Raw genomic sequence first — 22,002 nt, 5'->3', positions numbered from 1 at the left:
CACTACTCCAGATAGGTATAGCCTTGCAGGCCGTCGCGGAAATCTCGTAGAAAGCCCTCTCGCTCTGCGGCTGGAATACTGCCGGTGCCCGCGAGTTTCTGCTCGAACTGACGCACCAGCTCTTCCGCCGAAAACTGCACATACTGCAGCACCTCGGCCACCGAATCCCCCGGTACCGCGCCTTCCAGACGTAGGGCACCATCTTCTTCACAAATCACATTCACCGCATCGGTATCGCCGAAAAGATTGTGCATATCGCCGAGGATTTCCTGATAAGCGCCAACCAGAAACACGGCCAGATAATAAGGCTCACCAGTGCGCAAGGCGTGAACTGGCAGCGTCGGTCCCAGACCATCGGCGGTGACGTAGGCATCAATGCGACCGTCAGAATCGCAGGTGATATCTTCCAGGCGCGCGTGCCGGTCGGGGCACTCGTCCAGGCGATGTACGGGCATGATCGGGAAGACCTGATCGATCGCCCATACATCCGGCAGCGACTGAAACAAAGAAAAATTGGCAAAATATTTGTCTACCAACTTTTCTTCGAGTTCATCAAGAACTTCACGATGGGCACGTTTAGCAGGATCCAAGAGCGCTCGGCAGCGCCACATCAGATGCGCGTATAGGCGCTCGGCCTGGGCACGCTGGGCGAGGGTAAGCAAACCGAGCTTGAACTCCTGTTGCTCCTCACCAATCCGGAACATTGCCTCCTGATAGACCTCAAGGGCAGTGCTGGCATCGGGATGTTGCTGCAGACGATCAAGAAGGCGTCGCCAGGGATGGTTGGCATCTTCGGGAAGGTCATCGGCGGCCAGGGTCTCGCCCGCGGCACGCTCGACATCGACCACATTGAACAGCAATACCGCATGATGAGCAGTAAGGGCTCGGCCGGATTCAGAGATAATCCTTGGCTGGGGCAACTTTTCCTGCTGACAAATCTCCGCCAGACCACCCACCACTGCCTGGGCGTAGTCCTCGAGACGATAGTTGGTGGAACAGTAGGCACGCGAGTGGGTCCCCTCGTAATCCACCCCCAGCCCACCGCCGACATCCACCACCTGCACATCGGCGCCAAGATGACGCAATTCCGCGTACAACCGCGCGCACTCGCGCATCCCCCCATGAATGAACTGAATATTGGGGATCTGCGAACCGAGATGAAAATGCAGTAGTTGCAGACAATCCAAGGCGTTGGCGGCGGCGAGCTCGGCAACCAGCTGCAGGATCTCCGTAGAGGAGAGCCCGAACTTGGATTTTTCTCCCCCCGTATTCTGCCATTTTCCCGCACCTGCCGAGGCCAAACGGGCGCGCACCCCGATGCGGGGGCGCACCCGCAATTCCTCGGCGATGCGCAAAATCAGTGGCAACTCGGCACTTTTCTCGATCACCAGATAGACCCGCAGGCCCAGACGTTCCCCAATCAACGCCAAGCGGATGTATTCCGCATCTTTATAGCCATTGCAGATGACGGTACCACCCGCCGGCATCAACGCCAGTACGGTCAGGAGCTCTGGTTTGCTGCCGGCTTCCAGACCCAGCTGACCCTGCCCCGCGCGCAGGATCTCCTCCACCACGCGTCGTTGCTGGTTGACCTTGATAGGGTAGACCGGCGTATAGGCTGCAACGTAGTTCTCCCGCTGCATCGCCTCGCTGAAAGCACCTTGCAGTGCTTTTACACGCTGCTGCAGTATTTGCGGGAAACGCAGAAGACAAGGCAAACCCAGATTCTGGCCGGCAAGGCGCTTGATGACGTCTATCAGGCCGGCACGGCTGCGGGCCTGAGGACCATCAGGCGTGACCCAGAGCTGGCCGTCCTCGCCAACCTGAAAGAATCCCTCGGCCCAATGATCCAGATTGTAAAGATTGCTCGAGTCTTCCGGCTTCCAGCCCATCGTCCTTTCCTTCGTTTGGCGCGCTCAGTCTAGAAGTTGACCGCCTACGACTCAAGTTCTGCTAAAGCGCCTCATTGGCATAGTCCGCGAGACGCGAGCGTTCACCGCGGCGCAGGGTGATGTGGCCGCTGTGATCCCAATTCTTGAAACGATCAACGACATAGGTCAGGCCCGAAGTGGTCTCCGTCAGATAGGGCGTGTCGATCTGGGCGATGTTGCCCAAGCAGACAACCTTGCTACCAGGACCTGCGCGGGTGATGAGGGTTTTCATTTCCTTGGGGGTAAGGTTCTGCGCCTCGTCGACGATGATGAACTTTTCCAGAAAGGTGCGTCCGCGCATGAAGCTCATGGATTTGATGCGCAGACGTTTGCTGATGAGATCCTGGGTAGCGCTGCGCCCCCAGCTGCCTGCGCCTTCGGGGCCGCGCGAGAGGATTTCGAGATTATCCTCGATCGCCCCCATCCAAGGCTGCATTTTTTCCTCTTCCGTGCCCGGCAGAAAGCCGATCTCATCGCCAACGGGAACCGTTGCGCGGGTGATGATGGCTTCCGCGTAGCGCTTTTCCTCGAAAATCTGCTGCAGTGCTGCAGCCAAAGTCAACAGGGTCTTGCCGGTACCCGCCGGCCCTAGAATACTGACGAAGTCGATTTCAGGATCAAGCAGCAGGGCCAGAGCAAAATTCTGCTCGCGGTTGCGTGCGCGAATGCCCCAGACCGCGTTCCGTTCCGAGCCGTAATCGGTGATCCTCTCGATGATTGCATGATCGGCAGCGACTTTGCGGACGATGGCAGAAAAGTCTTCGCGCTGTTCACCACCCGGGTCCAACTGAATGAACTCGTTGGGATGCCAGTACTCCACGGCCGGCCCACGCAACCGGTAGAAACTGCGACCATTTTCCTGCCAGGCATCGAGGTCGCGACTGTGACGCTCCCAGAAGTCCTGGGGCAGGACATCAACGCCCGTATAGAGCAGATCGGCATCCTCGAGGGCGCGGTCGTTGTGATAATCCTCCACTCGAATACCGAGGGTGCGACCCTTGATGCGCAGGTTGATATCCTTACTAACGAGAATGACCTCGCGATCCGGATGCATTCCCTGCAACGCCAGGGTAACGGCGAGGATTTCGTGATCCGCTTTGCCACCCGCCAGGTCTTCGGGCAGTTTCGCCTGATAGGCGGCGGTCTGGAAATAAAGTCGCCCCTGCGCGTAAGGCAACGGCAGGCCCAGTTCGAGATCGGCATCACTACCCAGCATCTCATCGAGATGCCGGCTCACCTGGCGGACGTTACGCGCCTGTTCGCTCAAACCCTTTTTGTGCTGGTCCAGCTCCTCCAGCACGATCATCGGCAGAAGGATATCGTGTTCCTGAAAGCGGAACAGCGAAGCAGGATCGTGCATCAGGACGTTGGTATCCAGCACATAGAGCCGCCGGGCTGCCACCACCGACTTTGCCGTCATCAGCGCAGTTTCTCGACGACGGCGAAGATTTTTTCGGCGTGGCCAGCGGCCTTCACCTTCCGTTCGATGTAGGCGAGCTTCCCCGCGCGATCAATGACAAAGGTGCTGCGTTCGATTCCCAGATAGACCTTGCCGTAGTTCTTCTTTTCCTTGATGACATCGTACGCCTTACACAAGATTTCGTCCGGGTCGGCAAGCAGGGAGAACGGGAACTCGTATTTGCAGGAAAATTTCAGATGACTGGCGACACTATCCCGGGACACCCCCAGTATTTCAGCGCCAGCCGCCTGAAACTTGGGGTACAGGGCGGCGAATTCCTGACCCTCGGTGGTGCATCCAGGCGTATCATCTTTTGGGTAGAAATAGAGGACGACGATCTTACCCCGCAGGGAGGCCAGCACGATGTTCTCCCCCCGCTGGTTTTTGGCAGTGAATTCGGGCGCAATTTGACCAATTTCGAGGCATTCGGTCACAGGTTTTTCTCCCATTATGATGTCCCTGTGAATCTAACGCGCCCTCGACGTTGCTGTCCAGTTGCTTTCCTGACAGGTGCTGCGCGGGGTACCATGCGGGAATGCGACGAACACTCGATATTGCAGCGCAAACGGCAGAGGCGGAACGGCGGGTCCGCGCTGCAGGCCAGCGCCCGACCCGTGCCCGCCTGCAAATTCTGCAGTCTCTACTCGATCTGGCACAACCCGTCAGCCACAGCGAAATTCAGGAACACATCCTGATGCGCTGGGCGGAGACCATCGACCGCGTGACCCTCTATCGTGGCTTGGACTGGCTGGTGCAACACCACTTGACGCATCGCATCACCGCCGATGATCGAGTCTGGCGCTTCAGCGCCATCAACCCGGAGCATCCCTCCCATCCCCATTTTCACTGTCTGCGCTGCGGCCAGGTGCTCTGTCTCCCAGAGAGTCAGCTCCCCGCGCCGCAGCTGCCCGCCGAATACCGCGTGGAAGAGGTCGAGATGGTGGTCAATGGTATCTGCCCACACTGCCAAAAAAAGGATTAGTCGTCTCAGCACATGGACGAGCATCCCTGCCCTACTGCCGTCATGCAGGTTCAGCCTGCGGCGAGCCAATGCTCCAGCGTGTCAAGGTCGACGACGACGGATTCGCTAGCGTCCCGACCCTGCAGAACCTTCCCAGGCTGCCCCGGCTCGCCGAGCTGATCGAGCACGCGCAATGCCCCAGAAAAGTCCTGTCCCTGGGTATATTCCGTCTGCGTGATCAACACCGCCAGTTCGGCCCCGAGCGCCGAGCGCAAACCGTTCTCGGAGTCCTCCAGAGCCAGGCAATCGGCGGCCGCCAGACCCAAGCGCTGCAAGACATGCTGATAGATGTCCGCCGCCGGTTTTTTCTGTGGGACGATATCGCCGGCACCGATGTAGTCAAAACGATTCCAGCCGCCTTCCCCCAGATTGCTTTGCAACAACGCCGCGACATTATCGGGGGTCGTGGTGGTGGCGATGGCCAGGCGTAATCCTGCCGCAGCTGCGCTATCCAGCAGGCGTTTCACCCCAGGACGCAACGGCGCGATACCCTCAGCAATGATTTCTCCGTAGAGGGCGGTCTTGCGCCGGTGAATCTCGCGGATCTCGCTGTCACTCAGCTGCGGATATTGGGGATGATCCTGCAGATAGCCACGCAAACGCTCCTTGCCACCGGTAATCTTGAGATACTTGCCATAGGTCGGCACATCCCACTCAAAAGGCAAGGCGAATTCGGAAAATGCCCGATTGAAGGCGACGCGATGGGCATCTCGCTCGGTATCAGCCAAAGTTCCATCGACATCAAAAATGAGGGCACGCAGGCGGGACATAGGTATTATCTCCAGGAGGATCGGATATTCCGGGTTCAGGCAGCACGCGACTGATCGGTCGGTAGGATATACCGAAATGCGCAGCGTTTGCCAAAGGGAAAAATCTCTGCTACACCATGCGCGATTTTCTCCACAGCAAGACAGGAAGACAGACCATGACGGACAGCGCTGCGGCTATCAAAACCAGCAACCCGCAAGAGCTTCAGGCTTTCACTCCATACCAGCCGGCGGCTGACGAAGCGTACATGAGTGCAGGCCAGATCGCCCATTTTCGCAAAATTCTGGAGAACTGGCGCACGGAACTGATGGCGGAAGTCGATCGGACTGTCCAGAATTTGCAGATCGAAAACGTCAACTACTCCGACCCGAATGACCGCGCCAGCCTGGAAACCGATATGGGTCTCGAGCTGCGCGCCCGCGACCGCGAGCGCAAACTGATTCGCAAGATCAACCAGGCCCTGGCACGGATCGATGCTGGCGAATACGGGTACTGCGAGGCGTGCGGCGTAGAAATTGGCCTGCGACGGCTGGAAGCCCGCCCCACCGCCACCCTCTGTATCGACTGCAAGACACTGGAAGAAAAGCGTGAGCGGCAAATGGCCCAGGACTGATTTGTAGCCACGGCGGCTATTCCTTGGATTAGCGGGCTTTGGCGCAGATGACGGAGAATTCGATGGCGGAGATACAACGGCTGTTGACCGAGGAAGATGCTGCCGAATTGCGCAGAGCCCGTGATCTTCTGGAAAATCCCGGCTTGGCGGCACGTCTCGTGGACCGGCTGGGGGCTCCCATCGAACAGGGTCTGCAACGACTGCCGCAAAAATGGCACCGCGAGATTGCTCGAATCAGCGAACAGGCGCTGGGCAAGGCGACCGAGGCAGCCCTCTTCACCCTGGATGACGCGCCCTTCCGCAAGCCGTCCCCACGTTGGCACCAGGCAGCCGTCGCGGCCTCTGGCGCAGTGGGGGGATTTTTTGGTCTTTCCGCTCTTGCTGTGGAGCTGCCGATCTCGACCACGATCATCTTGCGTTCCATCATCGACATCGCCCGCAGTCAGGGAGAAATCATCAGCAGCCCCGCCACCAAAGCCGCCTGTCTGGAGGTCTTCGCCCTGGGGAGTACCAGACAGGACACAGACGATGCGGCAGAAACCGGCTACTACGCTGCGCGCGTGGCCCTGAGTGGACTCGTCAGCGAAGTTGGCCGGGCGGGCGCCAGCGGCGCCGGATCCTCCTCCAGCACCGCCCTGTTGGCCTTGCTGCGCAAGGTGGCCGAACGCTTTGGCGTAGCGGTAACCGACAAGGCTCTAGCACAGCTGGTGCCTGCCTTGGGCGCCATCGGCGGCGCCACGATCAATAGCATTTTCATAACGCATTTTCAGGACATGGCGACCGGCCATTTCCTCATCCGCAAGCTGGAACGCAAATATGGCCGGACCTTGATAGCAGAAGCATATCAGGCCCTCAGTTGAGGGAGGTCCATTATCGCGCTACGAGACCATCGTGCTCGCCTCTTGTGAGGCCTTCTGCGGACGCTCACAGGCCATCGGCAAGCCAGTCTCCTCCGATAGGCAGGGGGCTCGAAACAGCCTTCCCGTCCACATGCCCAGAAAGCTCTTACGGGTAACGATCGTCCAGAAAAACGCCAGTAGGATAGTAAAGGCCGCGCCCAGGGGCTGAAAAACCCAGAAGCCGGTTTTGTCGGCCAGTAGGTACGTGGCCGCGTTGAACACTCCCAAAGGGAAGGTGAATCCCCACCAACCCATATTGAAAGGCAACCCTTCGCGCAAATAACGCAGGGTGAAGAAAATGGCCATGCTCATCCACCACAGGCCGAAGCCCCACAATAGCAAGGCGATCATGAGACCCGCCAGCTGCGCGAAATGTGCCATTTCCGTCAGCGCACCGTGAAAACTGGCGAAATCTGCATTGCCGAGGGTAATCATGGCCATCGCGCCGGTACCGAGGGGTCCCAGGGTCAACCAGCTCGATACGGCCATGTCCTGATGCGGCAGCTTGTGCAAGGTCAAACGCAGCAGCAGAATGGCCAGGATCCCCATGGCCAACAACACCGAAATGGCCCACAGTACATAGCTCGTATAGATCACATTCTCGGCTGCGGCGGGGGCCAGATGGGGCGCCAGCAGACCACCACTGGCCGCGGCAACCTCCGGCGGCACAATGGGTAGTAGCCAGGCTGCGGTCATTCGCTCCATGCTGTGCCCTTGGCTGGTGAACATCAGATATGGCACCAGCAGCACGGAAATAAGGGCGAGAATGACATCAATCCACCAGAAGGCCGTCGCGACCACCAGACTTTCAGGACGCAAGGGCCAGATAATGAAAAAGCCATTGACGATGGTGGCGAATCCCATGGGAATGGCACCAATGAAGAGCGACTGGACGGGATGATCGAGGAGTTTTCGAAGATCCTGAAAGTAAAATACCGCCCGACTGAGGAAAAGGATACTGAATAAGGCAAAGAAAAGGCTGTTGATGCACCACAGACCCTTGGCAATATCCACTTGCCCCCAGTGGCCGTACGGAAAGAGGGCCAACATCAGAGCCAGGATGCCGGTTCCCATATTGGCGGTGAACCAGTTGGGGGTAAAGTGACGAATCACCTGCCGGATGTCACCGTTCGGTACATGTGAGAGGAAACCCATGACTAACAGCTCCATTGCAGATTGGACCACGACATGTTATGCGCGTTAGAATATCAAATCCAATGCATTATATTAATTTTGATGATTATAAAATCTAATTTCATGGAGAGTGCTGCATGGAGCGACGCATCGATCCTAGCCTGCTTCTAATCTGGGCACAAGCCGCACGTGCCGGCAATCTGCATCAGGCAGCAGAACGCCTTTTTCTGACGCAACCCGCCATATCTCATCGTCTCAAACAGTTGCAGGAGCGCGTGGGCGAGCCTCTCTATCGTCGCACCCATCGCGGTATCAGCCCTACGCCCATCGGCATTGCCCTGTGGCGTATCGGCGAGCGCATCGAAGCTGCATTGGCCGAGGTCGACTCCCTGTGCACCGACAGCCAAGGTCTATTGACCGGTACGGTGCACATGGCAGCCAGTCAAAGCAACGCCGAAGTGCTGTTACCGCGCCTACTGGCGGAGTTCCACCGCGACTATCCCGGAATCCATTTGCAGGTTTGCGCGCTCAACAGCCGCCAGGCGCGGCAAAACAAGGATGAGTATGATCTGGTCTTTGTCGAAGACGACCTCCAACTCGGAGAGCAAGGCAGCTGGCGATCCGAAACCCTCGTCGAAACCGAAGTCGGTCTGATCCTACCTATGGATCATCCTTGGGCGCGGGAAGACTCGGCGATCCCGTTGCAGGTCTTGGAGGGTAATGATCTGATCTGGCGAGAACCCGGTTCCGGCATTCGCGAGGCGGTGCAGCAGACCGCCAAGCGCCTCGGCATCGACTTGGCCATTCGCTATGAGTTCAGTGGCCACGCGGCCATCCGCGAAGGCGTTCGCAGCGGCTTGGGCTTCGGCTTTTCCTCCTTTTATCGGAGTAACCTGCCGGATGATCTGCGTCTGTTGCACTTTGACCCACCCATTCCGCATCGTCTCGCAGTCTTGTTTCGAGAGGATGCCAATCCGGCCACGCAGACCTTGCTGCAAACCTTGCGCATCCATCTGCAGGGTACCGACGTATGAAACTGCCCCTCCTTACCCCGGCCAAGCTACTGCGGCGCTATAAGCGTTTTCTTGCCGACTGCGAGTTGAGCGACGGTGAGGTGGTACAGGTGCATTGTCCCAACCCGGGCAGCATGCGCAGCTGCGCCGAAGCAGGCCAGCCCGTCTTGTTGTCTTGGCATGCGGACCAAAAGCGTAAGCTCCCTTGGACTTGGGAACTCTACTGGAGCGGCGCGAGCTGGGTAACGATCAATACCCAGAGACCCAATGCCGTGGTGGCCGAAGCGCTGCGCAAGCAGCAGATCGTGGAACTCGCCGGGTACCGCGAGCTACGCCGCGAAGTTGCCTTCGGCGAGCGCGAACGGGTGGATTTCTGGCTAGGCGACCCCGAGCGCGGCGAGGCCTTCGTCGAAGTCAAATCCTGCACCCTGCTGGACGAGGATGGCGTACTGCGCTTTCCGGACGCACCTAGCAGTCGAGCGCTGCGTCATCTGCAGGCACTGGAGCGCGAGCGATCGCGCGGACACCGCGCGGTCCTACTGTTTTTGCTGGGGCGGGAGGACGGTCATGGTTTTGCACCCGCCGACGCGATCGACTCCAACTACGGAGCCGCACTGCGCCGCGCCCGCGAGCGGGGTGTCGAGGTGCTTGCCTACCGAAGCCGAGTCAGGCCTGATAATATAGAACTCTGTGACGCGGAGCCTCTACTATTTTGAATGGACCGCGCGAAGGAGCCTACATGTTACGCCGAGCCCAAGCCCGTCCCCCGGTGGTTGTCCACAACGCCGCAGAAATCGAAAAAATGCGCGTTGCCGGGCAACTGACCGCCATGGTCCTGAAAATGATTGCCGAGCATGTGCGTCCCGGCATCAGCACGGGTGAACTCGATAAGATCTGTCACGACTATATCGTCAACGACTTGCAGGGGATCCCGGCTCCCCTCAATTACCAGCCCAGCCCGGAATATCCACCCTTCCCTAAGTCCGTTTGCATATCGGTCAATCACGTCATCTGCCACGGTATTCCTGGTGACCGCATTCTCAAGGACGGCGATATTCTCAATATCGATGTCACCGTCATCAAAGATGGCTTTCATGGCGACAGCAGCAAGATGTTTCTGGTAGGTAATGTGCCCCTGAAAGCGCGGCGTGTCGTCGAAGTGGCGCACGAGAGCATGGTGCGCGGCATCGAAGTCGTGCGCCCCGGGGCGACTCTTGGAGATATCGGTCACGCCATTCAGAGCTATGCCGAAGCGCAGCATTGTTCGGTCGTGCGCGAATTCTGTGGTCACGGTATTGGCCGCAAATTTCATGACGAACCGCAGATCCTGCATTACGGCGAGCCAGGCAAGGGACTGGCATTGCAGGTTGGGCAAACCTTCACCATCGAGCCCATGATCAACGCCGGCAAGCGTCATATTAAGGCCCTGCCCGATGGTTGGACCATCGTCACCAAAGATCACAGCCCCTCGGCGCAGTGGGAACACACGGTTCTGGTGACGGAGACCGGTCATGAAGTACTCACCCAGTTACCGGGAGATCCCCTCTGAGAGTAGCGGCGTTGGCCTCTGACAGCGAGTCGGTGATTCTTCCCTCCAGTGCATCGTTGCAGCCTCCTTTTCCCACTGAGGGCAGCATCACTCAGCGTCTGCGCGGTTTCGCGCAGGCCACCGACGATGCTCTGCGGATGCTGTGGCGACAGCTGGCAGCGCCAGCGGGGCTGGCCCTGATTGCTGTTGGTGGCTACGGCCGCGGCGTCCTCTTTCCTTTCTCGGACCTCGATCTCCTGCTATTGCGCACCCCGGACTGCGCTGCAGAAGATTTTGTCAGCCAATTTTTGACCTCTCTTTGGGACCGGGGGCAGCAAGTCGGTGCTGCCTTGCGCACGGTAACAGAGACCCTGGAGGCAGCCCGTGGCGACCTGAGCATTGCCACCACCCTGCTGGAACTCCGCTTCCTCGCCGGCGATGCAGGCCTCTGGCAGGACCTGCGAAGGCAACTGCGGAACAACCCCCCGTGGTCGATCAATGCTTTTTTTGCCGCCAAGGTAGCCGAACAGGAGGCGCGTCATCGCCGTTTCCGCGATACCGCGTATCATCTGGAGCCACAGACCAAGGATGGCCCGGGGGGCTTGCGCGATGTGCACCAGCTTCTCTGGTTTGCCGGGCGCATTTGGCAACGGCCAGAACTTGCGGTATTCAAGCGCGTCGACATCCTGGATGCGGCGGACTTGCGCCAGTTGCGCGCGGCCGAGCGCTTCATCGCCCAAGTGCGGGTAGCCATGCATCTGCGTAGCGGACGTGCAGAGGATCGGCTGCGTCTGGAGTTACAGGAAGCCATCGCGAACGATCTAGGCTTCACGGCAAAACGCGGAAGAAGTGCAGCGGAACGGCTGATGCAACGTCTCTACCAGTCGTTTGCCGAAATCCAGGCTTTGACCGCTATTGTCGAAGAGGCGATTGCGCACTATCTGGCCACGGGACAATTCCTCGACAGCTCCTTCGATGCCGAGGAGCATCCGAGCGCGCTGCTGCGCCACTGGGGACAACGAGCCAGTGTCGCAGCGGATTTGCCTGCGCAGATGCTGCGCGCCGCTCGGCGCCAGCAAAAGGATTGGAAGCCCCAACTGTTTTCCGATCCCGCGTTTCGCGCCGCATTTTTACAGGCTATCGTCGAGCCCCTGCGTGCTAGTCGCGTGCTCAACTGGTTGCACCGTACGGGTCTGCTGGGGCGTATCCTGCCCGCCTTTCAGCGCATCAGTGGGCTGATTCAGCGCGATCTTTTCCATGCCTACACCGTCGACCAGCACACCCTCTTCTTGGTCGATCAACTCGCTGAACTCTGGCGGGACACCGATACCCGAGTGTTGCGTACTGCCTGGCGCGAAATTGATCAACCGGCCTACCTGATCCTGGCAGGGCTTTTTCACGACATCGGCAAGGGCCGCGGTGGGGATCATTCTCGCATCGGAGCGCGCGAGTGGCGCACTTTTGCCCGACGCCTGCAACTTCCGGAAAGTGAGCGTGCAGTGGTCGCCTGGCTCATCGAAGAACACCTGCTCATGTCTTCCACCTCGCAGCGACGCGATCTGGATGACCCGGAAATCATTCGCCAGTTTGCGCTATGGGCAGGCACCCGCAAGCGTCTCGCGCACCTGTTTCTGTTGACCGTGGCTGATATGCGGGCCACCAATCCCGATCTCTGGAACGATTGGAAGGCGAGTCTGCTCTACAAGCTCTACGAACGCGCCGATGCCTTCCTGGCTTCCGGGACCGCCGCCGATGATCGACGGGAGATTGCGCGCCAGCGCATCGAAGCCCTTGCCGGGAATTTTTCCGATCTGCAAAGTGTCGAGCTACAGCGTCTGTGGCGCGCACTGCCGGTAGGGTACTTTCTCCGCTACGACAGCGAGGAACTGCTCTGGCAGGCACGACAAATTCTGCAACGAAAGGAAGATTATCGCGTCGCCATCCGACACCATCGCCATCAGGGAGAGCAAATTTTTCTTTTCGGTCCCGATCGGCCAGGCTTGTTTCAAAATATTGCCGCGGTTCTGGATCGCCATTCGCTGGCCGTTCTGGATGCACGGATCGATACCAGCGACAACGGTCTCGCTCTGGATACCTTTCACGTAGTCGACGAAACACGCGCCTTTCAACGTTCGGCGGCGGCCCATGATGAGTTGGCGACGGAGCTGCGCAACATGCTGAATCTGGGCGTCCACAGCGAACCCCATTTTGGGCTGCGCCACCGCGATGCGCGCCATCGTTTTTTCGCCGGCATTCCTCTGCAACTGCATCTGGATAATGATGCATTGCCGGACGATACCTTGCTGGAAGTGCAGGCCTGTGACCAGATGGGATTGCTCTATTCCGTCGGTGCCGTGATTGCGGAGCTCGGGTTCAGTGTCGTTGCCGCAAAGGTCTCTACCTTTGGTGAGCGCGTGGAAGACACCTTTTTCATCCGAAATGAACGGGGAGAGAAATTGCGTCGCCGGGAGCGCCAACTCCTGCTGACGACCTTGGAGCAACGCCTGAACGACAAATTTCCATCAGAAAGGGCGAAAGTTCATTGATTTCCCAGTTCTTACCCGCTCCACAGCGTCTACCTGATCGCTGCCTCGCGCTGGCGGGAATGCTGCGCGCCGCACTCGAGGTACAGGAAGCCGCACGCCGTGGACGCAGTGACAATCATCTGTTGCTTCTCAGCGTGCAGAGCATTCTGGCCATCAATGCGCAGGACAGCATTGCTGCCCTGGCGGGCCTCGACGGATTGCAACGGGGCCTGCAGGCCCTCTGCCCATTGCTACATAGGGGCCCGGCACAGGCGGAGGAAGCAGAAATCTTGCGCTATACCCTCTCGCTGGCCAAGTTGAGCGGCCGCCTTCTGGCGCAGCCAAAAGCCATGGATCGCGTTCAACGGGGCATAGAGCAGGCGCGACGCCAAGTCGATCATTTTGGCGAGCTGCTTCATCCCAGTGTCCTCGCTGGGCTGGCGGACACCTACGCTGAGGGTATCGGCACACTCTCGCCGCGGATCATTGTGTCTGGGGAAAGCCGCTTTCTCACGCGCGACGAGGATACCGCCCGCATTCGCACTCTCCTCCTCGGGGGAATCCGTGCCGGAGTGTTGTGGCGCCAGGCAGGGGGCAGAATCTGGACCACGCTGCTCGAACGGGGAAAACTCTGTGAGTGCAGCCGCGATTATCTGCGTCAGTTGCCCGGCCGCGCCTGATCGACTCCATAGGCGCAGCGCCTGCTCAACGGACATTGGCTGCAAATTGGGCGACGCGGTCGGCAAATGTTTTTGCCCAGTTCCACGAGCAAGGCGTGCAGTTCCTTGCGCAGTTCCACATCGCCGTGCATCAGAGCGGACTCGATGTCACGCTGTATCTCCGCGTAACGGACGCGCTCCTCGCACCAGGCAAGACGGATGGCGATCCGCTTGGTATACGCATCCACCACCATGACTGGCAGTTGGAGTGCATACAGCAGGATGGAATCCGCGGTTTCCTCTCCTATGCCATGCACCCCCAGCAATTTCCTGCGCAGTTCCGGCAAACTGCCTCGCTCGCGCAGGGACTCTGGCCTCTCGGCACAGCCCTCTTCCTGCAGGAAGGCACAGAGGGAACGCAAGCGGCGGGCTTTCACCCGGTAGTAGCCGGAAGGATGCAAACAAGTCTCCAGATTCGCATCATCGCTGTCGAGAATCCTCCCAACATCCAGTAGGTCGGCAGACTCCAGGCGCGCAATCGCCTTCTCCACATTCGTCCAAGCGGTATTTTGCGTGAGAATGGCGCCTACCATCACCTCGAAAGGAGTTTTGGCGGGCCACCAGTGCTGTGCTCCCCACTGCGCCAGCAGCTGCTGGTACACCCAATTCCAGTCACTGACCGACTCCTGCTTCATTGCCGGGGTGGCATCCGCCGTCTCCGTGCCGCGCCAATAGGCTGTCCTGGCCTCCGGTTCGCCGGCAGATCGGGTTGTTCCTGCCAATCGATCTGCGCAAAAAGCGCCGCGCGTTCTTCCTCTGGCAGCTCTTCGAAGTATCCACTTTTTAGATGTCTGGGCATTTCGATGGGGCCATAGCGCACACGGATCAACCTGCTTACCGCCAGGTTCAGGGCACTGAACAAGCGCCGCACCTCGCGATTGCGACCTTCCTCCAGCGTGACATGATACCAGCGGTTTGCCCCTTCCCCACCGGCATCTTCGATCTGCAGAAATTTGGCGGGTCCGTCTTCCAGTTCCACGCCACTGAGCAGTTGTTCGATCTGTTCGTCAGACAGCCGTCCGAGCACCCGAACCGCGTATTCCCGCTGCAGTCCATAGCGCGGGTGCATCAAACGATTGGCCAGATCTCCATCATTGGTGAGGAGGAGCAGACCCTCGGAATTCAGATCCAGCCGGCCGATGGAGACCCAGCGGCTGGCGCGCAGGCGCGGTAAACGGTCGAAAACGGAGGGCCGACCTTCGGGGTCACGACGGCTACAGATCTCACCCGCCGGTTTGTGGTAGCGCAAAATCCGCAGACGCCCTTGGCTCCAGGCGGGAATTTGCAGAGCTTTGCCATCCACCAGAAGTTGCGCGTTTGCGTCTACGCGATCGCCCAGTTTGGCAATTTTTCCATTCACACTGACGCGCCCTGCGGCAATCCATTCCTCCAAGGCTCGGCGCGAGCCCAGGCCGTAGCGCGCCAGCACCTTTTGTAACTTCTCATCCATTCGGCTGCCTCCCGGCAGTAAAAAAAGCCCCACCACTCGGTGGGGCCGATAGAAGAGGCGTCAGAGTGCCTCAGGAAGCCTTGCGCTGCTCGACCTCCGTCTCTTCCTTGAGGCGGGTGATCCCCATCATCTTGAAGAGCACACGCTCGTAGAAGGGCTCGGAAACCCCCATCTTCATCTTGCGGATGAAGTACTTCTCGAAGGCCACCTTGGCCAGATGGACCCAGCGCCCGTAGGCAAAGACGTCCACCTTGCGCGGCTTGATCTGCGGCAGGGCCACGAAGGCAGCTCCACGATCGCCCATGTCGGCAAAGCAGACGGCGTTCCAGGTGCCCATGGTCTTGTCGCCGACGCGGCCTTCGATGTCCGCCTTGATGTTGTGCACCGAGGCACTGACCATGGATTCGATCATGTATCCCGTCTTGGGGGCGCCAGTCGGCACCGGCGTCGCTTCGACCGGCGGAATGGCGATGGCAATTCCCACGGCGTAAATGTTGGGGTACTTCTTGCTGCGCTGATTGTCATCGACGATGACAAAGCCGCCGGGATTGCACAGGCCCTCGACATTGGCAACCGCCGGAACCCCCCGGAATGCGGGAATCATCATGCCGAACTTCACCGGCAGAGTGAATTCCTTGACGGTCTCGCCCTTGTCGTTGACCTGGGTGATGAACATTTCCCCATTTTCGACCTTATTCACCTTGCAGTTGGTGTAGGCCTTGATGCCCTCCTCTTCTAGCCCCTTGCTCAGGATGCCCGTAGAGTCACCAACGCCGGAGATGCCGAGGTGACCAATATAAGGCTCGCTGGTGACAAAGGAGAAGGAGGGAATCTTGTCACGCATGCCGCGCTTCTTGAGATCAGATGCAACGATCATGGCGTACTCGTAAGCAGGACCGAAACAGCTGGCACCGGCCATGGCGCCAATGACGATGGGGCCAGGATTTTCTAGCAGTTCCTGATACTTGCCATAGGCGAGCTCGGCATGGTCGGTGGTGCAGACAGACTGCACCGGCCCTTCGTGCGGGTCAGAGCCCGGAACCAGCTCAAAGGCGAGGCGCGGGCCAGTGGCGATCATCAGGTAATCGTAGTGAACCGAGCTGCCATCTGCCAGAGTGATGGTCTGCGCTTCTGCGTCGATCTTTTCCGCATTTTTGGCAATAAACTTGATGCCACGGCGTTCCACATAGGGACGAATGGGGAAGGTGATGTCCTCGCGCTTGGACCAGCCCACGCCCAGCCAAGGGTTGGATGGCACGAACTGAAAATAGTCGTTGGTGCTGATCAACGTAACTTCATGCCCTGCTCCCAAAGCGTGCTTCATTTCATATGCGGCAGGCATGCCACCTGTTCCTGCACCCAAAATCACCACATGTGCCATGGTCTTGCTCCTCAAATGCTGCCCAATTCAAAAGTCTGTGTCGTCGGCAAAGATTTTTTTCTCTCAGCTTCCGGTGCGAATATCGATCAGCGCGGGGCCACAGTCAAATCAGCAGTTTCTAATCTTTTCATCATATTTCCTTATGATTCCGGCGCAGCATTTTCCAGATTCGCCGCAGGCAATTCGGCGAGCGAGGACAGACCAAAGTGACGCAAAAACTCCGTCGTCGTACCCCACAAGGCCGGCCGTCCTGGACCATCGCGATGCCCCTTGATTTCTATCCAGTCGAAGTCCTGAAGTTGCTGCAAAATGCCGCTACCCAAAGCAACCCCCCGCCAATGTTCGATTTCGGGCCGCGTGATGGGCTGCTGGTAGGCGATGATGGCCAACGTTTCCAAAACCGCCTTACGCAAGGGGCGCGGCTTTTCTAACTGTAACTCTTGGAGAAGATGGAGATAGCGCGGATGCAGGCGTGCCTGCACCTGCCCTCCCTGCAGCACCAACTGCAGGGGCCCCCAGCCGGTCTCCACAAGTTGGGCCAGCATTTCCCGCCACTGCGGGTGATCTACGGCAAGCAGGGCTTCCAGCTCGACCTCCGTTATGCCATCCGTGCGCAACAACAGAATGGCGAGAAAGAGATCGCGCAAGGTATCTTCAGTCATTTTTCTCAGCCTCGATGGCAGCCAGCATCCATGCGCCATCCCGCCAGAGCAGGCGCAGGGCCTGTTGCCGCAGGAGCTCGAGGATGGCCAGCAGACTCAAGCCCAGTTGCAGGCGATCGCGTTGCGGCGGTAGCGTTTCGCGAAAAGACAGGGGGTGCTGGGCGCTGCGACAACGTTGTAGGATCTCGAGAATGCGTTGGCGTAAATCGACAGCGACGCGCGGCCTCGGCGCACGCACCTGCCTACGTCGATGACGCTGCGCGATTTGTTGCAGCAACTCTGGCAGTCGCGACACTGAAAGCGCCGGCGGAACGAGAGGCATCGGATCATGCGCAAGGGGTGCGGGGAGCAAAAAATCCAGACCAGCACGAGGCAAGCGTGCCAATGCCTCCGCCTCCGCCTGCACCTGGGCGAGCTTGGCCAGGCGCTCGGCCAGCTCGGCACGCGGATCCTCCGCCTCCCCCTCTTCTGCGGGGGGCAAAGGGAGGAGCATGCGCGCCTTGATCTCGGCCAGCCAAGCCGCCATCAGCAAATAGTCTGCGGCCAGTTCGAGCTGCCGCCGCCGCGCTTCTTCCAGATAGGCAAGGTACTGACGAGTGACCTCCGCGACAGGGATGTCGCGAATATCCATACGATTGCGGCGAATCAGCCAGAGCAACAGATCCAGCGGCCCCGAAAACTGATCGAGAATGACTTCCAGGGCATCGGGCGGGATGTACAGACCCTCGGGGATGGCAAGCGCGTCCCCCGCAGTGAATGCCCGCTCAGCCAGCATCCAGGCCCATGACCTCGCGGACCCGAATCAGGGTCTGTTCGGCGCGGGTCCGTGCCTTCTCCGCGCCATGCGCGGCGATTTCTCGCAGGCGTTGCGGCTGTGCCGCCCATTCCTCGGCCCGTGCGCGGATAGGCTCCTGCTCTGCCAATACCTTGTCCACCAGAGCGCTTTTGCAGTCCACGCAGCCAATGCTGGCACTGCGACAACCTTCTTGTACCCAGGTGCGGGTCGCCTCACTGGAATAAATCTGGTGCAGGGGCCAGACCGGGCAGCGCTGCGGCTCGCCCGGATCGTGCCGCCCCACCCGCGCCGGATCCGTGGGCATGGTGAGCAGCTTTTTACGCACCGTTTCCGGCTCCTCTCGCAGCGCGATAGCGTTGCCGTAGGATTTGCTCATTTTGCGCCCGTCCAGGCCCGGCATTTTTGCCGCTTCCGTCAGCAGCGGCTGGGGTTCGATGAGGATTGTTCGCCCTTTGCCTTCCAGATTGGCAAGCAGAAGGGCGCGAGTAGCCTCGTTGATACTGGCAGCGCTGTCGAGGAGTTCGCGCGCCTGCGCGATCACACTGCCGTCACCATCCTGTTGAAAACGCTCCTGCAGGCGCTGATATTGCTGTTTTCCCCTTTTGCCCAGGGCACGCAGGCCTGCCTCGATTGCCTCGCTATCCGCAGGGCTGCGGCCATAGAGGTTGTTGAAGCGGCGCGCCAGTTCGCGACAGATCTCCAGGTGTGCCACCTGATCTGCACCGACCGGCACCGAGGCAGCGTCATAGAGCAGGATATCCGCACTCATCAAGGCCGGGTATCCCAGAAACCCGAAAGTTGCCAGATCGCGGTCGCGCAACTGCTCCTGCTGGTCTTTGAAGGTCGGCACCCGCTCCAGCCACGATAGAGGAGTCAACATGCCCAACAAGAGGGCCAATTCGGCATGCTGGGGAACCCAACTCTGCACGAAAAGCGTTGCTTTTTCCGGATCGAGCCCCACCGCCAGCCATTCGACCAGCAAGTCCCAGGTCGACTGTCGAATCCCCTCCGGGCGCTCGTAGTGCGTGGTGAGGGCATGCAGATCGGCGACAAAGAAAAAACTCTCGTGCTGCTCCTGCAAACGTAGCCAGTTTTTCAAGACCCCATGGTAATGGCCGAGATGCAGGCGTCCCGTGGGACGCATGCCGGAAACCACCGTCGCGCTCATGCCAGCCCTCCCAGGCGAAAGAAGAATCCCTGAAACCACTCAAAGGCGGGGCCCAGCACCGCCCATAGGATTCCAGTAAAGAGCAGTACGATCAGAATGATGAAACCGTAAGGCTCGATCCGACTCAGGGCGTTGGATGCGTCGCGGGGCAAGAGACCAACCGCCACCCGCCCGCCATCGAGGGGCGGAATTGGAATGAGATTGAACAGAATCAGTACCCCATTGATGAGGATCCCCGCCTGCCCCATCAGCTGCATCGGCTCAGCAAAATACGGGGCGGTGCCCGCCAACTGGACCCCCAGCCAAAGGATGATCGTCCAGAAGATCGCCATGATGAGATTCGCAGCAGGTCCAGCGATGGCGACCAACACCATATCGCGCTTGGGATCGCGCAGGCCAGCGAAATTGACCGGAACCGGTTTGGCGTAGCCGAACAGAAACGACGAATGGAACAACAGCAACATGGCAGGCAGCAGGATCGTACCAAAGGGATCGATATGTTTGAGAGGGTTCAGGGTCAGGCGGCCCATCAACATGGCTGTGGGATCGCCGCGTTTCCAGGCCATCCAACCATGGGCGACCTCGTGCACCGTAATGGCGAAGAGCACCGGGATCGCCCAGATACTGATCTGCCGAATAATATTTTCAATATCGTTCATCCGACGACTATACCTCTTCTGCGATCGGATTTCCGCTCTCGGCAAGATCGATTCCCAAAGAATCCGGAGCGCCCAGGCCGCGGCGAAGAAGACGCGGTGGCCATTCACAAAGATCAATCACCGTAGAACACTCGGTGCCGCCGTCCTCGGCACGGAGAAACACATCCACACGATTGCCAATCCGATCCGCAATCTCATGCACTTCGTGCAACGGCAGGGGATCGCCAGGAAGTTGCAGGGTGGAGCTCATCAGCGGCTCTCCCAGCTCGGCTAGGAGTCCCTGCACCACCGGGGCATCCGGCACGCGTACCCCGATGCTACGCCGCCGCGGGTCCGCCAAGCGTCGTGGTACGTCGTGGGTCGCTGGTAGGATGAAGGTGAACGGCCCCGGTAAGACTCGCTTGACAATGGCAAAGCTGCGATCGTCCAGCTTGGCGTATTCCGTCAACTGCGAAATACTGGAAAACAGCAGAGACAGATCATGATGGACATCGAGCTGCCGGATCTGCCGCAGGCGCTCCTGCGCCGTCTTGGCACCGATACAGCAACCCAGCGCATAGCAGGTGTCCGTGGGGTACACAAGAAGCCCACCCGCGCGTGCCCGGGCCACGGCCTGTTGTAAGAGGCGCGCTTGGGGATTTTGCGGGTGAACGTCCAATATCAGTGCCAAGGAGTACTCGCAGGCAAGGAGAAAACAGCGGCATGATAGACCAAGTACAGCAGTTGCTACCAGATTTGCCAGCGGGCGAACGCGTCCTTCTTCTGCTGAGTGGCGGAGTGGAAAGCAGTACGCTGTTGCGCCTCCTGCGTCGCGGAGGCCTCGATCCAGAACCCGTTTTTCTGGATTACGCGCAACGCGCTGCGACGCAGGAATGGCAATCGGTAACTGCGCAGTGCCAGCAGCTGGGGATCGCTGCCCGGCGCATTCCCATGCGAGAATTGGGCGAGGCGCTTGGCAAACTTCGACCGCATCGCTTTCATGTGCCCATGCTGTACCGCAACCTCATCGCCATCAGCGTGGCAGCCAGCGTAGCAGGCGCCTTGGGAATTTGTCATATCTGCATGGGCATCTCTGCCGATGACGCTGCCGTAGACAGCGGATCGCGTGTGGAGGCTCTGGCCCCGCTGCGGAACCATCTCGCAGCGCTGGGGCATTCCCTGCGGTTGCCACTGTTCGAATTGCACAAAGCAGAAATCGTAAAACTGGGTCAAGGCTTGGGAGTCGAGTGGAATTTATCGTACAGTTGCTTGCTTGGGAGGGCGCAACATTGTGGCGCTTGCCCGCAGTGCCTGAAGCGACGGGAAGCATTTCGTAACGCTGGCCTGCAGGCCGCAGACGTCCAGTACGCCCGCGATTACTGATTGACAGAACAGGAGAACTGCATCGAATGGCCAACCAACTCCGCCATCCCCGCTGGTCTCTACAAGACATCCCCTTTGACCGCGTGCAGCGCGGCGCCATCGAAGAGGAAAGTGATTGGTTTTATCTTTTGGCTGGCGCTTCTTTCGTTGAGACCTTATCGGACCTCTACGCCCACAATCTGGCCGAATATTACGGGGGCCACCTGGAGGCCCGCTCGTGGCTGCAGGAGCAGTGGGAACAGGAAGAAGTCCAACACGGGCGGGCCCTACGCGCATACATTTTGACGGTGTGGCCAGATTTCGATTGGGAGGCAGCCTACGCGCGCTTTGTTGCCGAATACGCCCCCCTGTGCCAAACCGAAAGCCTCGGACCCACACCGGCACTGGAAATGGCGGCGCGGTGCGTGGTCGAGACCGGCACCGCCAGTTTTTACACGATGATTCAACAGGCAAGCCCGGAACCCGTGTTACGCGAGCTTGCTGGTCGCATCCGCGCCGACGAGGTACAACACTACAAGTATTTCTTTCGCTTCTTCCGGGAGTACCAGACGCGGGAGGGAATTTCCCGCTGGCGTGTGCTGCGCGGGTTGTGGCAGCGCGCCGCCGAAGCAGACCTCGAGGACAGCTTTTTGGCCATTCGTTGCGCATTTGAACTGCGCAATCCAGGGCAGACTTTTACTCAAAACGACTTCCGTGCCTTCCGCAAACGTCTGAGCGTCTGGATCCGCCGTCACTATCCCTTTGAGATGGCCATCAAGATGTTGATGAAGCCGGTTGCGCTGCCACCGATGGTACAGCGTCTACTCCTTCCCCTACTCATGCGCGGAGCACGGCGCGCACTTACCTGAGTCATTCAACATGTCACTGGGGGTGCTGACGCAATCGCTGCTGAGAGCCTGCCTCGGCTTACTACT

At 59.2% G+C, this 22,002-nt stretch carries 23 protein-coding genes; 10 read left to right on the top strand and 13 right to left on the bottom strand.

Annotated features, from left to right (window positions below; genetic code table 11):
* Positions 1 to 2: 2 nt before the first annotated feature.
* The 3 genes from speA to ORD17_RS10660 all read right to left on the bottom strand — a co-directional run bounded on the left by speA (position 3) and on the right by ORD17_RS10660 (position 3,824).
* Positions 3 to 1,892: a biosynthetic arginine decarboxylase gene (gene speA, locus ORD17_RS10670; protein WP_308388487.1), complete on the bottom strand. Its 1,890-nt coding sequence runs from the start codon at positions 1,890 to 1,892 to the stop codon at positions 3 to 5.
* Between the two features lie 61 nt (positions 1,893 to 1,953).
* Positions 1,954 to 3,351 (bottom strand): PhoH family protein, encoded by a 1,398-nt coding sequence (locus tag ORD17_RS10665; protein WP_308388486.1) that lies wholly within the window; start codon positions 3,349 to 3,351, stop codon positions 1,954 to 1,956.
* Entirely contained in the window at positions 3,351 to 3,824 is a 474-nt protein-coding gene (locus ORD17_RS10660) for a peroxiredoxin (RefSeq protein ID WP_308388485.1), read from the bottom strand. The genes ORD17_RS10665 and ORD17_RS10660 overlap by 1 nt, the downstream gene beginning before the upstream one ends.
* A 101-nt stretch (positions 3,825 to 3,925) precedes the next feature.
* Here ORD17_RS10660 and ORD17_RS10655 point away from each other — a divergent pair, with 101 nt between their 5' ends.
* Positions 3,926 to 4,372 carry a Fur family transcriptional regulator gene (locus ORD17_RS10655; RefSeq protein ID WP_308388484.1) on the top strand — a complete coding sequence of 149 codons (447 nt, stop codon included), beginning with the start codon at positions 3,926 to 3,928 and terminating at the stop codon, positions 4,370 to 4,372.
* Positions 4,373 to 4,422: 50 nt separating this feature from the next.
* On the opposite strand, the gene ORD17_RS10650 is transcribed toward ORD17_RS10655, so the two are convergent.
* Positions 4,423 to 5,181, bottom strand: coding sequence for an HAD-IA family hydrolase (locus ORD17_RS10650; RefSeq protein WP_308388483.1), 759 nt, complete (start codon positions 5,179 to 5,181; stop codon positions 4,423 to 4,425).
* Positions 5,182 to 5,336: 155 nt separating this feature from the next.
* On the opposite strand from ORD17_RS10650, the gene dksA reads away from it, so the two are divergent.
* A complete protein-coding gene (gene dksA, locus ORD17_RS10645; RefSeq protein ID WP_308388482.1) occupies positions 5,337 to 5,792 on the top strand; it encodes an RNA polymerase-binding protein DksA in 456 nt (151 codons plus the stop codon).
* Between the two features lie 62 nt (positions 5,793 to 5,854).
* Positions 5,855 to 6,652 carry an EcsC family protein gene (locus ORD17_RS10640; protein ID WP_308388481.1) on the top strand — a complete coding sequence of 266 codons (798 nt, stop codon included), beginning with the start codon at positions 5,855 to 5,857 and terminating at the stop codon, positions 6,650 to 6,652.
* 18 nt (positions 6,653 to 6,670) lie between these two features.
* Here the strand turns inward: ORD17_RS10640 and ORD17_RS10635 are convergent, their stop codons facing one another.
* Positions 6,671 to 7,846, bottom strand: coding sequence for a TDT family transporter (locus ORD17_RS10635; RefSeq protein ID WP_308388480.1), 1,176 nt, complete (start codon positions 7,844 to 7,846; stop codon positions 6,671 to 6,673).
* 116 nt (positions 7,847 to 7,962) lie between these two features.
* Between ORD17_RS10635 and ORD17_RS10630 the strand changes: the two genes are divergently transcribed.
* The 5 genes from ORD17_RS10630 to hflD are packed head-to-tail and all read left to right on the top strand — an operon-like array spanning position 7,963 to position 13,571.
* Entirely contained in the window at positions 7,963 to 8,859 is an 897-nt protein-coding gene (locus tag ORD17_RS10630; RefSeq protein WP_308388479.1) for a LysR family transcriptional regulator, read from the top strand.
* Positions 8,856 to 9,554 (top strand): DNA/RNA nuclease SfsA, encoded by a 699-nt coding sequence (gene sfsA, locus ORD17_RS10625; protein WP_308388478.1) that lies wholly within the window; start codon positions 8,856 to 8,858, stop codon positions 9,552 to 9,554. Before ORD17_RS10630 ends, sfsA begins: the two co-directional genes overlap by 4 nt.
* A gap of 23 nt (positions 9,555 to 9,577) precedes the next feature.
* A complete protein-coding gene (map, locus tag ORD17_RS10620) occupies positions 9,578 to 10,387 on the top strand; it encodes a type I methionyl aminopeptidase (protein ID WP_308388477.1) in 810 nt (269 codons plus the stop codon).
* Between the two features lie 11 nt (positions 10,388 to 10,398).
* The gene (locus ORD17_RS10615) at positions 10,399 to 12,912 is read left to right on the top strand and encodes an HD domain-containing protein (RefSeq protein WP_308388476.1); all 2,514 of its coding nucleotides are present in this window, start codon (positions 10,399 to 10,401) and stop codon (positions 12,910 to 12,912) included.
* A complete protein-coding gene (hflD, locus tag ORD17_RS10610) occupies positions 12,909 to 13,571 on the top strand; it encodes a high frequency lysogenization protein HflD (protein ID WP_308388475.1) in 663 nt (220 codons plus the stop codon). Before ORD17_RS10615 ends, hflD begins: the two co-directional genes overlap by 4 nt.
* Here hflD and ORD17_RS10605 read toward each other — a convergent pair.
* From ORD17_RS10605 to ORD17_RS10570, 8 genes are all read right to left on the bottom strand, one after another.
* Positions 13,550 to 14,245, bottom strand: coding sequence for an endonuclease (locus ORD17_RS10605; protein ID WP_308388474.1), 696 nt, complete (start codon positions 14,243 to 14,245; stop codon positions 13,550 to 13,552). The genes hflD and ORD17_RS10605 overlap by 22 nt on opposite strands.
* Entirely contained in the window at positions 14,242 to 15,060 is an 819-nt protein-coding gene (rluB, locus tag ORD17_RS10600) for a 23S rRNA pseudouridine(2605) synthase RluB (RefSeq protein ID WP_308388473.1), read from the bottom strand. The genes ORD17_RS10605 and rluB overlap by 4 nt, the downstream gene beginning before the upstream one ends.
* 70 nt (positions 15,061 to 15,130) lie before the next feature.
* Positions 15,131 to 16,441 (bottom strand): NAD(P)/FAD-dependent oxidoreductase, encoded by a 1,311-nt coding sequence (locus tag ORD17_RS10595; protein ID WP_308388472.1) that lies wholly within the window; start codon positions 16,439 to 16,441, stop codon positions 15,131 to 15,133.
* Between the two features lie 140 nt (positions 16,442 to 16,581).
* A complete protein-coding gene (locus tag ORD17_RS10590; protein WP_308388471.1) occupies positions 16,582 to 17,103 on the bottom strand; it encodes an SMC-Scp complex subunit ScpB in 522 nt (173 codons plus the stop codon).
* On the bottom strand, positions 17,096 to 17,878 hold the full coding sequence (locus ORD17_RS10585; protein ID WP_308388470.1) for a ScpA family protein: 783 nt from the start codon (positions 17,876 to 17,878) through the stop codon (positions 17,096 to 17,098). Before ORD17_RS10585 ends, ORD17_RS10590 begins: the two co-directional genes overlap by 8 nt.
* Entirely contained in the window at positions 17,868 to 19,067 is a 1,200-nt protein-coding gene (locus ORD17_RS10580; RefSeq protein WP_308388469.1) for a tryptophan--tRNA ligase, read from the bottom strand. The genes ORD17_RS10585 and ORD17_RS10580 overlap by 11 nt, the downstream gene beginning before the upstream one ends.
* Complete coding sequence (locus ORD17_RS10575; protein ID WP_308388468.1) at positions 19,064 to 19,726, bottom strand: site-2 protease family protein; 663 nt, start codon at positions 19,724 to 19,726, stop codon at positions 19,064 to 19,066. The genes ORD17_RS10580 and ORD17_RS10575 overlap by 4 nt, the downstream gene beginning before the upstream one ends.
* 7 nt (positions 19,727 to 19,733) lie before the next feature.
* Entirely contained in the window at positions 19,734 to 20,396 is a 663-nt protein-coding gene (locus tag ORD17_RS10570) for an L-threonylcarbamoyladenylate synthase (protein ID WP_308388467.1), read from the bottom strand.
* Between the two features lie 32 nt (positions 20,397 to 20,428).
* On the opposite strand from ORD17_RS10570, the gene ORD17_RS10565 reads away from it, so the two are divergent.
* Positions 20,429 to 21,088, top strand: coding sequence for a 7-cyano-7-deazaguanine synthase (locus tag ORD17_RS10565; protein ID WP_308388466.1), 660 nt, complete (start codon positions 20,429 to 20,431; stop codon positions 21,086 to 21,088).
* 26 nt (positions 21,089 to 21,114) lie between these two features.
* Positions 21,115 to 21,936, top strand: a complete 822-nt coding sequence (locus tag ORD17_RS10560) for a ferritin-like domain-containing protein (protein WP_308388465.1) — start codon at positions 21,115 to 21,117, stop codon at positions 21,934 to 21,936.
* Positions 21,937 to 22,002 lie beyond the last annotated feature (66 nt).

The organism is Acidithiobacillus sp. AMEEHan, from assembly GCF_030996345.1.
In the GTDB taxonomy this organism is placed as follows: Bacteria; Pseudomonadota; Gammaproteobacteria; order Acidithiobacillales; family Acidithiobacillaceae; genus Igneacidithiobacillus.
This window is presented reverse-complemented; position numbering and strand designations above follow the sequence as displayed.

Excerpts from the sequence above, each read along its gene's own strand:
- ORD17_RS10590 (WP_308388471.1), bottom strand. The coding sequence starts at position 17,103 with ATGACTGAAGATACCTTGCGCGATCTCTTTCTCGCCATTCTGTTGTTG.
- ORD17_RS10575 (WP_308388468.1), bottom strand. The coding sequence starts at position 19,726 with ATGAACGATATTGAAAATATTATTCGGCAGATCAGTATCTGGGCGATC.
- ORD17_RS10650 (WP_308388483.1), bottom strand. The coding sequence starts at position 5,181 with ATGTCCCGCCTGCGTGCCCTCATTTTTGATGTCGATGGAACTTTGGCT.
- sfsA (WP_308388478.1), top strand. The coding sequence starts at position 8,856 with ATGAAACTGCCCCTCCTTACCCCGGCCAAGCTACTGCGGCGCTATAAG.
- ORD17_RS10635 (WP_308388480.1), bottom strand. The coding sequence starts at position 7,846 with ATGGGTTTCCTCTCACATGTACCGAACGGTGACATCCGGCAGGTGATT.
- ORD17_RS10595 (WP_308388472.1), bottom strand. The coding sequence starts at position 16,441 with ATGGCACATGTGGTGATTTTGGGTGCAGGAACAGGTGGCATGCCTGCC.
- ORD17_RS10665 (WP_308388486.1), bottom strand. The coding sequence starts at position 3,351 with ATGACGGCAAAGTCGGTGGTGGCAGCCCGGCGGCTCTATGTGCTGGAT.
- ORD17_RS10655 (WP_308388484.1), top strand. The coding sequence starts at position 3,926 with ATGCGACGAACACTCGATATTGCAGCGCAAACGGCAGAGGCGGAACGG.
- ORD17_RS10640 (WP_308388481.1), top strand. The coding sequence starts at position 5,855 with ATGGCGGAGATACAACGGCTGTTGACCGAGGAAGATGCTGCCGAATTG.
- speA (WP_308388487.1), bottom strand. The coding sequence starts at position 1,892 with ATGGGCTGGAAGCCGGAAGACTCGAGCAATCTTTACAATCTGGATCAT.
- ORD17_RS10565 (WP_308388466.1), top strand. The coding sequence starts at position 20,429 with ATGATAGACCAAGTACAGCAGTTGCTACCAGATTTGCCAGCGGGCGAA.
- ORD17_RS10580 (WP_308388469.1), bottom strand. The coding sequence starts at position 19,067 with ATGAGCGCGACGGTGGTTTCCGGCATGCGTCCCACGGGACGCCTGCAT.
- ORD17_RS10585 (WP_308388470.1), bottom strand. The coding sequence starts at position 17,878 with ATGCTGGCTGAGCGGGCATTCACTGCGGGGGACGCGCTTGCCATCCCC.
- map (WP_308388477.1), top strand. The coding sequence starts at position 9,578 with ATGTTACGCCGAGCCCAAGCCCGTCCCCCGGTGGTTGTCCACAACGCC.
- ORD17_RS10560 (WP_308388465.1), top strand. The coding sequence starts at position 21,115 with ATGGCCAACCAACTCCGCCATCCCCGCTGGTCTCTACAAGACATCCCC.
- ORD17_RS10630 (WP_308388479.1), top strand. The coding sequence starts at position 7,963 with ATGGAGCGACGCATCGATCCTAGCCTGCTTCTAATCTGGGCACAAGCC.
- dksA (WP_308388482.1), top strand. The coding sequence starts at position 5,337 with ATGACGGACAGCGCTGCGGCTATCAAAACCAGCAACCCGCAAGAGCTT.
- ORD17_RS10605 (WP_308388474.1), bottom strand. The coding sequence starts at position 14,245 with ATGAAGCAGGAGTCGGTCAGTGACTGGAATTGGGTGTACCAGCAGCTG.
- rluB (WP_308388473.1), bottom strand. The coding sequence starts at position 15,060 with ATGGATGAGAAGTTACAAAAGGTGCTGGCGCGCTACGGCCTGGGCTCG.